The sequence below is a fragment of the Pseudomonas sp. 10C3 genome (assembly GCF_036346185.1).
Taxonomy (GTDB): domain Bacteria; phylum Pseudomonadota; class Gammaproteobacteria; order Pseudomonadales; family Pseudomonadaceae; genus Aquipseudomonas.
The window spans coordinates 309,470-321,846 of sequence record NZ_JASJVE010000001.1 but is presented as its reverse complement, the minus strand read 5'-3'; the positions used below and the strand labels follow the sequence as shown (position 1 = coordinate 321,846).

Annotated in this window: 10 protein-coding genes; 4 read left to right on the top strand and 6 right to left on the bottom strand. The window is 55.7% G+C overall.

Annotated features, from left to right (window positions below; translation table 11 throughout):
- Positions 1 to 3: 3 nt before the first annotated feature.
- Complete coding sequence (locus QN399_RS01655; RefSeq protein ID WP_330200474.1) at positions 4 to 1,782, bottom strand: ATP-binding protein; 1,779 nt, start codon at positions 1,780 to 1,782, stop codon at positions 4 to 6.
- 154 nt (positions 1,783 to 1,936) lie between these two features.
- Positions 1,937 to 4,225 carry a beta-glucosidase BglX gene (bglX, locus tag QN399_RS01650; RefSeq protein WP_322217853.1) on the bottom strand — a complete coding sequence of 763 codons (2,289 nt, stop codon included), beginning with the start codon at positions 4,223 to 4,225 and terminating at the stop codon, positions 1,937 to 1,939.
- A 273-nt stretch (positions 4,226 to 4,498) separates the two neighbouring features.
- On the opposite strand from bglX, the gene QN399_RS01645 reads away from it, so the two are divergent.
- Genes QN399_RS01645 through QN399_RS01635 form a run of 3 tightly spaced genes read left to right on the top strand, consistent with a single transcriptional unit; the run spans position 4,499 to position 6,470 of the window.
- Positions 4,499 to 5,107: a LemA family protein gene (locus QN399_RS01645; protein WP_322181606.1), complete on the top strand. Its 609-nt coding sequence runs from the start codon at positions 4,499 to 4,501 to the stop codon at positions 5,105 to 5,107.
- Positions 5,107 to 5,826 carry a TPM domain-containing protein gene (locus QN399_RS01640; protein ID WP_322181603.1) on the top strand — a complete coding sequence of 240 codons (720 nt, stop codon included), beginning with the start codon at positions 5,107 to 5,109 and terminating at the stop codon, positions 5,824 to 5,826. Before QN399_RS01645 ends, QN399_RS01640 begins: the two co-directional genes overlap by 1 nt.
- 26 nt (positions 5,827 to 5,852) lie before the next feature.
- On the top strand, positions 5,853 to 6,470 hold the full coding sequence (locus QN399_RS01635; protein WP_322181601.1) for a hypothetical protein: 618 nt from the start codon (positions 5,853 to 5,855) through the stop codon (positions 6,468 to 6,470).
- 59 nt (positions 6,471 to 6,529) lie between these two features.
- Here QN399_RS01635 and QN399_RS01630 read toward each other — a convergent pair whose 3' ends face one another.
- Together QN399_RS01630 and QN399_RS01625 are read right to left on the bottom strand one after the other, a co-directional pair.
- Positions 6,530 to 7,540: an alpha-xenorhabdolysin family binary toxin subunit B gene (locus tag QN399_RS01630; protein WP_322181599.1), complete on the bottom strand. Its 1,011-nt coding sequence runs from the start codon at positions 7,538 to 7,540 to the stop codon at positions 6,530 to 6,532.
- Between the two features lie 16 nt (positions 7,541 to 7,556).
- Positions 7,557 to 8,762 (bottom strand): alpha-xenorhabdolysin family binary toxin subunit A, encoded by a 1,206-nt coding sequence (locus tag QN399_RS01625; RefSeq protein ID WP_330200473.1) that lies wholly within the window; start codon positions 8,760 to 8,762, stop codon positions 7,557 to 7,559.
- Between the two features lie 285 nt (positions 8,763 to 9,047).
- Between QN399_RS01625 and QN399_RS01620 the strand changes: the two genes are divergently transcribed.
- The gene (locus QN399_RS01620) at positions 9,048 to 10,265 is read left to right on the top strand and encodes an SAM-dependent methyltransferase (protein ID WP_322181595.1); all 1,218 of its coding nucleotides are present in this window, start codon (positions 9,048 to 9,050) and stop codon (positions 10,263 to 10,265) included.
- Here QN399_RS01620 and QN399_RS01615 read toward each other — a convergent pair whose 3' ends face one another.
- Positions 10,266 to 11,162 (bottom strand): DMT family transporter, encoded by an 897-nt coding sequence (locus tag QN399_RS01615; protein WP_322181592.1) that lies wholly within the window; start codon positions 11,160 to 11,162, stop codon positions 10,266 to 10,268.
- A gap of 133 nt (positions 11,163 to 11,295) precedes the next feature.
- Positions 11,296 to 12,342: a DUF4917 family protein gene (locus tag QN399_RS01610; RefSeq protein WP_322181590.1), complete on the bottom strand. Its 1,047-nt coding sequence runs from the start codon at positions 12,340 to 12,342 to the stop codon at positions 11,296 to 11,298.
- Positions 12,343 to 12,377 lie beyond the last annotated feature (35 nt).

Genomic DNA, 12,377 nt, shown 5'->3' with positions numbered 1-12,377 from the left:
GGATCAGGCCTCTGGATCAGTGGGAAGCGTCAGTGTGAATCGCGCGCCGCCGCCATGATTGTCGACGCACAGCGTGCCGCCGGATTCGTGGACGATGGCATAAGACACCGCAAGGCCCAGGCCCAAACCGTCGCCCACTGGTTTGGTGGTGAAGAACGGGTCGAAAACGTTGGCCAGATGCTCCTGCGCAATGCCGCCGCCACTGTCGCCAACTGTCAGCCGCCATTGCCTGGGCTTAGTGGAATTGTGTGCAGGCTGCTCAGCCTCAATGCGTACTTCCAGACGCTTGAGCGGTTTATCGCGCATGGCATCCAGCGCATTGCGCAGCAGGTTGATCAGCACCTGTTCCAGGCGGATCGCATCACCGCGCACGTACGCGGGTCGGGTCAGGTGCAAGACGCAACTGACGCGTTCATCACGCAGCCGGGGCTCGAGCAACAGCAACGCCTGATCAACCACCGCCGCCAGATCCAGCCGTTCCCGCAGGCCGCTGGGGCTTTTGCGGGCAAAGGTTTTCAAATGCCCGGTCAGCGCTGCCATGCGCGTCAGTTGTTGATCCAGCGGGGTCAGGGCCTGATAGGCGTCGTCGATGCGGCCATGATCAAGCAGCAGACGCAGGCTGGCCAGTTGCATGCGTTGGGCGGTCAGCGGCTGATTGATCTCGTGGGCCAGCGCCGCAGACATCTGCCCCAACGCCGCGAGTTTGGCCGACTGCACCAACCCGTCCTGAGCGGTACGCAGGTCGCGGGTGCGTTCTTCGACCAGTTGCTCCAGTTCTTCACGGTTGCGCTGATGCACGCGTGCCAAACGCCAACGCTGATAAAGAAACAGGCTCAGAAACACCAACGTCAGCCAGGTGCCGGCCGCTGCCAGAGCAGCATTGCGCATGTCTTCGGCCGCCACCTGTGGCTTGCGCAAAAGATGCAGGGTCCAGCCTTCGGCGGTGAGTGGCAAAGACTCCCACAGATAATCCACCGCACCGTCGGGGCCTTCGATCCTGACGAGATGGCCGTTGTCGTCGAACGCTTGGATCACTTGACGATGCAGGGCCGACAACGGTTGTTTGTCGTACTGGCGGGTGGCGGCCAGTTCCGCGCGGTCGCTGGCGGAAATCGGCTGCAACTCGCGATAGCGCCAGCCGGGCTGATTGGCGATGAACACAATGCCTTTGGCGTCGCTGACCAGCAGCAGGTCGCTGCCTTGGCCCCATTCGTGTTCCAGTTCGGGAAACTCCAGTTTCACCACCATGGCACCGAGAAAATCGCCCGCGTCGCTGGTGACGGCGTTCGATAAGAAATAACCGGGAATGCCGCTGGTCACGCCAACCGCATAAAAGCGCCCCACGCCTTGGGCTTTGGTCTGCAGAAAGTAGGGGCGGAACGCATAGTTATGGCCAACATAGCTACTCGGCAAACGCCAGTTACTGGCGCCGACCGCTAAACCGTTGCGGTCGAGCAGCTCCAGGGTGGATGACTGCGCCGCGCTGTTGATCCGTTCCAGTTTGCGGTTCACCGTGTCCTGAGTCGTTGAGCTGACCGGTCCGCTCAAGGCCGAACGCAGTTCAGGGTCCAGCGCCAGCACTGCGGGCAGCGCGCGATAGCGTTCGATCAGGGTGTGCAGCGTATTGCCATACAACGCCAGTTGCCCACGGGCTCGCCCGGCATCGTCGGCCAGGGCGTGACGTTCGGTCTGCTGCATCGCCAGTCCGGCGGCCAACACCGCGCCCGCCAGGATCAGCAGCACATAGAGAGGCAGGCGAAAGGTGCGGGAAGTGAAGGACATGGTGGCGGAGACGGAAGTGAGTCGGCAGGCACCTTAGCACGGGGCAGGGCCGAGAACGCTGGGTGAACGTCGAGATTTCATGTCGTGTGACGTTCAGTCTTCGCGAAGGATGCAACGCGGTCCAGAGGCTGGACCGCGCCTGATACAGGGCCGCTTATAACAACTCAAAGCTCTCTGTTTTCACGTCTTCAGAGTCGAGACCAATCATCACGTTGAATTCGCCCGGCTCAGCAGCGTATTTCAGGGCCGGGTTGTAGAACTTCAGGTCGTCTTCAGTGATGACGAAGTTGATGACTTTCTCTTCTTTCGGCTGGAGCATGACTTTCTGAAAGTTCTTCAGCTCTTTGACCGGGCGACTGATGGAGGCAGCAACATCGTGCAGATAAAGTTGCACCACCGTTTCGCCAGCAACCTTGCCGGTATTTTTTACCGCGATGCTGGCGGTCAACTGGCCGCCGCGTTTCATATGTTTATTGGATAACGTGACGTCCGACAGACTGAACTGGGTGTAGCTCAAGCCATAACCGAAGGGAAAGAGCGGGCCAGTGACTTCTTCTTCGAAGTAGTTTGACGTGTAGTTCGGGGGCGAACCGAGCGTGAAAGGACGGCCGGTGCGGAGGTGGTTGTAGTAAACCGGAATCTGCCCCACCGAACGAGGGAAGGACATCGGCAATTTGCCTGACGGGTTGTAGTCACCGAAGAGCACGTCAGCTATTGCGTTACCGCCTTCGGTGCCGGTGAACCAGGTTTCGAGCATCGCGTCAGCCTGTTTCTGTTCCTCGACCAGAGTCAGCGGGCGGCCGTTCATCAGCACCAGCACCAGGGGTTTTCCGGTGGCTTTGAGTGCCTTGATCAGGTCGCGCTGTCTACCGGGGATATTAAGGTCAGTGCGGCTCGCCGATTCGTGGGACATGCCCCGCGACTCGCCAACCACTGCTACCACCACATCAGCCTGCTGGGCAACCTTGACCGCCTCGGCAATCATTTCTTCGGCCGGGCGCGGGTCGATCTCGACTTCGGTGACCATGAAATTCAGGTAGTTAATGACTTTCGGGTTGTCAGAGACATTGGCGCCGCGAGCATAAACCAGCTTGGCCTTGTCGCCGACCGCATTGGCCAGACCGTCAAAAATAGTGACCGATTGTTTCGGTACGCCTGCAGCGGACCAGCTGCCCAGCATGTCCATCTGGCTTGTCGCCAGAGAGCCAATCACCGCGATGGTGCCTTGCTTCTTCAGCGGCAACGTCTGGTTATCGTTTTTCAGCAATACCATGGTCTTGCGTGCCACCTCACGCGCTTCTTTGCGGTGCAGGCGGCTTTCGGCGTTGGTGTCGACCGGGTCATGAGCGGCATTGCCGATACGACGGTACGGGTCGGCGAACAGGCCCATGTCGTACTTGGCGCCCAACACTTCGCGCACGGCGTTATCAATATCTTTTTGGGAAATCTCCCCGTCCTTGAGCAGACCAGGCAAGTGTTTGCCATAGGCCGAGTCATTCATGCTCAGGTCAATGCCGTTCCTGATCGCCAGCTTGGCGGCTTCACGTTCGTCGCTGGCCACACCGTGGCGGATCAGTTCCTTGATGGCGCCGTGGTCGCTGACGGTCACGCCCTTGAAGCCCCACTCCTTGCGCAACAGGTCCTGCATCAACCAGGTATTGGACGTGGCCGGTACGCCGTTGACCGAGTTGAGGGCGACCATTACCCCGCCTGCACCGGCATCGATCGCGGCGCGGTAAGGCGGCAGGTAGTCCTGGTACATGCGCACCGGACTCATGTCGACGGTGTTGTAGTCACGACCGCCTTCTACCGCGCCATACAGCGCAAAGTGTTTGACGCTGGCCATCAGGCTGTCAGCGCCACCGGGATGCTCGCCGCGATAAGCGTTGACCATCACCTTGGCAATGCGCGACACCAGGTAGGTGTCCTCGCCAAACCCTTCCGAACTGCGGCCCCAGCGGGGATCGCGGGAGATATCGACCATCGGTGCGAAGGTCATGTCCAGGCCATCGGCGCTGGCTTCAATGGCTGACGTACGACCGCTCAAGGCTATCGCGTCCATGTCCCAGCTCGCCGCAAGACCCAGGCTGATCGGAAAGGTCGTACGATGGCCGTGGACCACGTCGTAGGCGAAAAACATGGGAATCTTCAGGCGACTCTTCGCAACTGCCGCTTCCTGCAAAGGACGGTTTTCGGAACGGGTGATCGAGTTGAACGTGCCGCCGATTCTGCCGGCAGCAATTTCCTTGAGGATATTCGGCTGCGGCATTTCGGGGCCGATACTGATGAGTCGCAACTGCCCGATTTTTTCATCGAGGGTCATTTGTTTCATCAGGTCGGAAATGAAGACGTTTTTAGTCTGCAGGGTGGTGTCATTGGTCTCGGCCATTACCGAGTGACTGGCCAGGCCGACGACAAGGCCCAGCAAACACAGCTTATTCATGACTATTTTCTCAAGGCGTTCTTCAGCAACTTACGTTAAGTACTGGTCAGCCAAATGTTGGGTATTGAGCCTGTTGCGCTTATTGTCGATCAGGGCGAAGGGGTCGCCACTGAACTCTTTGTCGCGCAGAGCATCTTTAGCGCAGGGAGTTTTAGCGTATTGCGCGTTAGCAATCCAGTCTTGACCGCGGATTATGCAGCGGATCGTCTGGTTTGGCTAAAGTCAGTCTGTCGGGTCAGAATGAATAAGCATTTCAAACGGGGAGAAAAGGACATGCAAACACAACGGGGCTTTCGTTTCAGTTGGTCCATGACGGCGCTGATGCTGCTGAGCACGTTATTGGCCGGTTGTGGCATCAACAACATTCCGACCTATGACGAGCAGGTGAAGGCTGCCTGGGCGCAGGTGCAGAACCAGTATCAGCGTCGGGCCGACCTGATCCCCAATCTAGTCGAGACTGTGCGCGGTTATGCCAAACAGGAACAGACCACCCTGACCGCTGTCATTGAGGCGCGGGCCAAGGCCACGTCGATTCAGGTCGACGCCAGCACCTTGAACGATCCGGAAAAACTCAAGCAGTTCCAACAAGCTCAGGGTGAGCTCACTAGTGCGCTGAGTCGTCTGATGGTGGTCTCCGAGCGTTACCCGGACCTGAAATCCAACCAAAACTTCCTTGCCCTGCAATCGCAGCTTGAAGGCACGGAAAATCGCATCGCCGTGGCGCGCAAAGACTTCATCGCGTCGGTCGAGCGCTACAACACCGAAATTCGTACCTTCCCCGGTCGCCTCTGGCACACCGTGATGTACAGCGATCTGCCGATCCGGCCGAACTTTGAAGCCACGACGCCAGGCTCCGAGAAAGCCCCTGAAGTGAAATTCTGATGCGCGCCCTGCGGCTGTCCCTGGTGGGTTTACTGTTGGCTTGCGCCACGGTGACTCTGGCCGCGCTGGTGTTTCCGCCCATGACCGGACGCGTGGTCGACACCGTGCACCTGATAGATGCGCAAACAACAGCGCAACTGTCACACATGCTTGAGGCTCATGAGCAGGCGACCGGCGAGCAGGTTGTGGTGGTCACGCTGCCCAACCTGCAAGGCACCAGCATTGAGGATTATGGTTACCAACTCGGCCGTTTCTGGGGTGTCGGGCAAAAGGGCAAAGACAATGGCGCGTTGCTGATTGTTGCCCGCGATGATCATAAAGTGCGGATTGAGGTGGGCTACGGCCTTGAAGAACGCCTGACCGATGCCCAGTCTTCGGTGATCATCAACCAGATACTCACCCCGGCGTTCAAGGCCGGTAACTTCTCCGGCGGCATCAGCCAGGCCGTGCAGGCCATGATCCAGGTGCTCGGAGGCAACCCGCTGGCCGAGCCCGCCGCCGACAATGGCTCCGGCGATGCTATGCAGAACATGGTGTACCTGGCGCTGTTCTTGATCTTTATCGTGATGAACATGCTCTGGGGCAGAGGACGAGGCGGTGGCGGTGGCTTCATGGGCGGCATGGGCGGTTTTGGCTCTGGAGGCTCACGCTCTGGTGGTGGCGGCTTCAGTGGCGGTGGTGGCAGCTTCGGCGGCGGCGGCGCGTCCGGTAATTGGTAAATGATGGGTCCTATAGGTGATCGCACATGGCTTTACTGAATAAAGAAGAACAGCGCGAGGTCGCCGAGGCCGTTCGCCGGGTCGAACAACGAACCGATGCCGAACTGGTCACGGTGCTGGCCGCACAGGCCGACGATTACACGTACGCGCCGTTGATCGGGGCTGGGCTGGTGGCGCTGTTGCTGCCTGGACTGATCAACTATTACCCAGGCTGGCTGAACGCCAATCAGCTGCTGTTGGTGCAGATGGCCACTTTTATCGTTGCCGCACTGATCATGCGCGTTCCGGCGGTGACAACCCGTTTGATCCCCAAATCCGTACGCCATTGGCGTGCTGGTAACCTGGCTCGCCGCCAATTCCTCGAGCAGAATTTGCACCATACGCTCGGCGGTACCGGCATCCTGATCTTCGTCTGTGAAGCTGAGCGCTATGTTGAAATCATCGTAGACCGGGGCATCAGCAGCCGTGTGGACGACACTGTCTGGAAAGCGCTGATCGAGGTGTTCACTCAACAGGTCAGTGACGGGAAGACCTTGCAAGGGTTCCTGGGTTGCATTGAAGCCTGCGGCGAATTGTTGGCGACCCATGTGCCTGTGACGCAGACGCGCAATGAGTTGCCGAATCGGTTGGTGGTGCTGGGGTGACCGGCAAGTGAAAGCAGATGACGGTTTCCCAGGCATCTGCTTTTGCGGCGAGAGATTGATTAGAGTGTGCGGGTTACAGTGTAAAAAGAATGCACATAGGCCTTCAGTTGAACAAGGTGCTGAGAAAAATTCTCGTCGAGCAGAACGTCATTGCTGTTTGAACCTAGAAAGATCTGAAATGATTTAGCGACTTTTTGGGCCTCTTGCACCCAAACGGTTTTGGTCTGCTCGACATTGGCCAACCCCATAAGTTGATTGGACTGATCGATAAGGGTGTTGATCTCAGCGTCAATATCACGGGATTGGGTAGTAAGGGCGTTATAACGATTGCGCAGCTTATCCCTCTCGTTGATGAGGTCTACGTAGTTAAGCGTGCGACTGACATGCTCCAGTAACTTCTCCAGTCGGCCTGCCGCCAGCTGAATCGCCGCAATTTCTGGCATCTCTATATTCAAGGCACCCAACTCTGCGGCGGTAGGTAACGTGTCCTTGAACAGGTCCGCTATATTATATTTTTCAAAAACCTTGATGGCTTCACTCAGCGTGCGTCGATCATCGACAATGTTGCTGAGCTGAACATTAAGCCCGGCGTTTTTCTGGGTCAGTGTGTTGATTCGGTTTTGCAATGTAGTGTGTAACGTGCCGTCTTTCAATTTCAGGTTGATTGCACTGATGTCATCGGCACCCCGGGAGATGGATCTGGCGCCTTTTTGAATGGAGGTGATTACGGTGGCGATAATCCGCATTTTCTCTTGGTTCAGCAGATCAATGCCGCGTTGTTGTTGGGCTGCCGTTAATCGATCGCTGTCTTTGATTTGCTGGATTTTGGTGTCGATAGGCGCCAGGTGGGTAGTGTCCAATATGACGAAGACATTTCTTAATTCGTCCCGGAATACCTGATCCGCACGGTTGATGGTGATATCCAGGTGCTGAAGTTTTTCGTCCATTGCCGAAAGGAACGCCAGTCGCAGAGACATGGCTTGCACATTGATCAGTTGTTTGGACGCCGCCATGACCGACAAGTCAGGGCTGGAAAATGGCAAAGAGGTGTTCAGTTGATAAACGTTCATTTCATATCCTTATGAATCAATAATGCCGGCTAAGTTTGTATTCGGTGAGTGCGCTTTCGAACGCAATCAGTAATTCGTGGGTGTAATTTTTGATGGTATGCCACGGAGAAACGACGCGCTCAAATCGTACGGCAAACGTCAAAAGATCATGGGTGTTATTGATGCTCTCGAGTTCTTCCGCAGAACGATCGATGTACTTGGCCAGAACGGCCCACATGTCTTCAAGGTTCTTCGAGCTTTGTTCGGCATCCAACATGCGAATTTCCATATTTTGGAAATGTAAACTCAACCCGTGCAGAGCGGCAACGAGTGGACGTTTTATTTTAAGGGAGCTGATTTTTTTGTTTTTTTCAGCGATAAGACTATTTTTTTCCTTGCGGATTTTTTCCGCTTTAGCACCAATAATTCCACCGACAACGATGAGACCTATAGGGCCCCCAAACCCTCCCCATGCGACGTTAGTAGTTAGCGATTTGTATTCTTTGTTTTTTTGATCGATCACGCTCGTCAGTTCGTCAATATCCTTTTCCAAATCTGTCACTTTCTGATTGAGATTGGACGTGCTCGTGAGGGTGATTTTATCGTTCACGCTCGGGATCAACTGTTCCGCAAGCGTCTTTGCAAAATGTGTGATTTTTTGTTTTACGTCATGGGTTTCTTTTTTTGATTTCGCGATGTCGGCTGCGATTATATTTAAATAAGAAACCAGCGCCGTTTTGATTTTCTGGTCTTTTGGATTCAAGGGTGCCAATGGCAGGTCCTGAATGCTTTCAAGTGACAGGTCGGCGACGGTCAACTCCAGTTGGTCCAGAATGTCCATTCTGTCGATGATGTTCAGAATTCTTTGGCCGGAGACGGTAAAGCTGGTTGCAAATATATCCAGTGATGTGCCAACCAGTTTTATTTCACTTTCAAGGGGTGCCCAACGCTTGGCGTGGGCGTTGATGCTCGTATAGGTCTGCAGGATGTCTATGGGCTCAAGGCCCTTAATGTTACTGGTTTTGAAACCGAGGTGGTTCTCCACCTCAGCAAGTGTCAACGGGAAGTTCAAACTTTGTTTTTCATAACGCTTGATAGTCAGAATGTCTTCTTTTGTCAGAATGAGCGCTGAGCCGCGGCCACCATTTTGTTCTGCTGTCGTGGAGATTTTCAAGTAATCGAGCGGTTTTGTTACAGCGTGTTCCAAGGTGTCGTCGTTTTTTAGTTCAATAAGCTTGTTCATAGAGTGGGCACTTCCTGTGCGTGATAATAAAAATTAATAGCGGGCACTGCAGTCTGTTTGCTCATTAGACGCTCTTAAATATAGCCGGATTTCAGTCTGCGCACTTTACGTTTTGGGATTTGGCTCGGAAGTTATTTCATCAGTTGTTGTAGGAAATGTTCGCGTCATATTTTGTCTGGCTCGCTATGGGGCGCTTTACCTATAAGAAAATAATCGTACGCTTCTACCATCAACTCTTCTAAAATGGCCGCCTCGTTATTTTTAGCCCGTCCGAGGCGCTTTCCAATGTCAGCCACTGCAACGTCCACCCAGTCTGTGCCGGATCATCGTGCGCAGTTTTTGAGCCTGCTGGACACCAGTCTGTCGCAGAACTCCTTTATCAAGCTGGTACTGGCCAAGTACGTCGGCGCTGAAGTGGAGTTGCAGCGCATCATCATCAAGCTGACGACGATCAAGGAGCTGCCGCACCTGTCGTTCGTGTATCGCTATAAAACCCGCGACATCACCAAGAATTTCCCGCTGGCGGAAGGGGTCGAGGTGATCGCGGGTTTATTGCCCGAATCGTTCAAGAACGCGCACTTGTTATCGTTGACTGACGAAGTGCAGTTGGAATACAGCAAAAAAGGTAAAAGTACGCTGTTCACCAGCAAGGCCCAGCAGCAGCGCGAAGCGCCCTCGGTCGAGCATGATCGTGAGAAGAAGCGCTTTCTGGAGCTGAATCGACCATTTTTGACCGACTTGGGCGTGACCAATAAACAGCACGAACTGATCCCGTCCATGTCGCGTAAGTGGAAGCAGATCAACAAGTTCATTGAGGTGTTTTCCCACGCCTTGAGCACCTCGCCGCTGGCGCTGGATCAGCCGATCAAGGTCTCGGACTTTGGTTCGGGCAAGGGCTACCTGACCTTTGCGATTCACGATTACTTACGCAACACCTTGCACGCAGAAGGCCATGTCACCGGGGTCGAGTTGCGCGAGGACATGGTCACGCTGTGCAACAACGCCGCTGCGCGTTTGGAGCATCCGGGGCTGGTGTTCCAGCATGGCGATGTGCGCACTGTGGCGCCCAGTGCCATCGACGTGATGATTGCCTTGCACGCCTGCGATATCGCCACCGATTACGCGATCCACATGGGTATTCGTTCCGGGGCGTCGATCATCATGTGCTCGCCGTGCTGCCATAAACAGATCCGCTTGCAGATTCAAAGCCCGACGCTGTTGCGGCCAATGCTGCAATACGGTTTGCACATGGGCCAGCAGGCAGAAATGGTTACCGACAGTTTGCGTGCCCTGTTCCTTGAAGCCTGCGGTTACGAGACCAAGGTGTTCGAGTTCATCTCGCTGGAGCACACCAACAAGAACAAAATGATTCTTGCGGTCAAACGCGCCGAGCCGCTCAAACAGCCGGAGTTGTTGAGCAAAATCCAGGAATTGAAAGCGTTCTACGGTATTCAGGAACACTGCCTGGAAACCCTGCTCCAGGCAGACGGCTACATCAGCTGATTAGACTCGGGTGGTGATCGGCTTGGGCGCAATGACCGTGGTCTTGCGTCCCAACATCACCGTAGCGATGACGCCGGCCGCGAACACCCAGGTAATTGGCTCGATGTGCTCACCGAAAAACAGCGCTGAAAAGACGATGGTGAAGAAAATCTGCAGCAGTTGCACCTGACTGACTCGCGAGATGCCGCCCATGGCCAGGCCGGCATACCAGGCGAAGAAGCCGATGAATTGCGAGAAAATCGACACATAACCAAATGCCCACCACGTGCCGGTGGAGATCGGTCCTTGATGCTGCAATGCCAGATAAATCACCGGCCCGAGCAGCAGCGGGCTGGACAGGACCAAGGCCCAACAGATCACCTGCCAACCCCCCATCTGCTTGGCCAGACGGCCGCCTTCGGCATAACCCAGCCCGCCGATGGCCACCGCCGCCAGCATCCACACGTCGCCCGCCTGAATATTCCCCGCACCGCTGATCAACGCATAGCCGAGCACCAGCGCACTGCCCAATGCCGCACAGGCCCAGAAGGCTTTCGATGGGCGCTCATGTGAGAGCCACGCCGCATAGATCGCCACGCACAAGGGTTGCAGGCCATTGACCAGCGCGCCGTGGGACGCAGGCAGGGTTTTCATCGCCCAGGCGGACAGCACCGGAAAACCGACAATCACTCCAAGCGCTACCAGACTCAGACCTTTGATCTGCGCCCAGGTCGGCCACTTTTCGCGCTGCCAAAGCAACAGCGCCGCGGCTGGAATCGCCGCCAGTAATGCGCGGCCCAGGCCATTGAGGAGTGGGTGGATTTCCTGGACCACGATGCGGGTCATGGGCAGCGTCAGACTGAAAATAATCACCCCGATCAGGCCCAAGGCCATACCGGTGTTTTCGCGAGAGGACATGATCGAAACGTGGCCTTGTTGTTATGGGATACAAGAGCATCTCATCTAGCCACAAACCGACCCGCACGCGCCCTCACAGCTACAGAGAGATTTATCCGTACAGTTCGGGTGCTTCTTCAGGCGTGAATTGCTCTCAGCGCTTTGAGCCCACTGGTTTCGGTGCGCTTACAGTCGTATTCAGACGTTCGACGGGCACCGACAACTCAGGGCTGCCCAGCGGGTGGGTCTTGGCATCGAAGAACTTCAAGGTCACATCCAGCCCCGCGAAGACGCTGCTGTAGTGCCGCTTTTGGTGTTGGATAAAGGCGGCGCTGCGCGGGTAAATGGAGAGGGCGATGGTCTTGACCCCGGCATGCCTGATCGCGTCGACGATGTGTTTGTCCTGGGTGCCAAGGGCGTGGCCGAAGATGCACAGGGCGTCTTCATGAGTCGCAAGTTGCGAGTAGCAGAAAGACAGGTAATCCGAGTGGCGGATCATCTTCAGCTTGTTCTCGCTGTTGTCTTCGCTGATGAATAGCGGCACGTCGTCCAGGGCATTGATGGCGAAGCTGCCCAGCAGGGTGCTTTCCGATGACAGCAGTTTGCGAACGCTGCCATCAAGGTTTTTCACAAGGTGCAAGCCGCCGTGCAGATAAAGAATGCGCGTGGCATTGGTCGGCGTATTGCTGAGGTCGAAAGTGGCGTCATCGTCGAACAGGTCGTTGAAGGCCTGCGGCGACTGCATCACGGCCCAATAGCAGAGCAAGTCATAGTTGGTCGAATAAACAGTACGGTACTGGCTGAGTTCTTGATTGAGACGGGTCAGGGTACTTTCTTCCACCAGACGCCATGGAATGTGGACTGAACGCACGGCGTGGATCAGGGCTTCTTTAATCGCGAAATACCGATTACGTGGCGATGAAGAACTGATGGTCAGTGCTGCGTTGACCCTCATGGTGGTTTTCAGCGCACTCAGGATCGGCTCGAAATTGCTGGTGTTTATGGCCTTGAATACGGCGAGTTCGGTATGGCTCAACGGTTTGTTACGGGTGGTCTCGGCTTTTTCGAAGAGCGAGTCGTAAGAAAAGTTCTTCCACACCGCCATGCTCGCGCCGTTTCCGATCAGCAAACCGGAAAATGGGGTGGTCGCCCGCAGCTCATTCCAGTCTGCAAGCTCAGCGTCAAAATCCGTGAAGTCCATAGTCTCTGTTCGTCGTCAGGTCGGGGAAAGGCAGC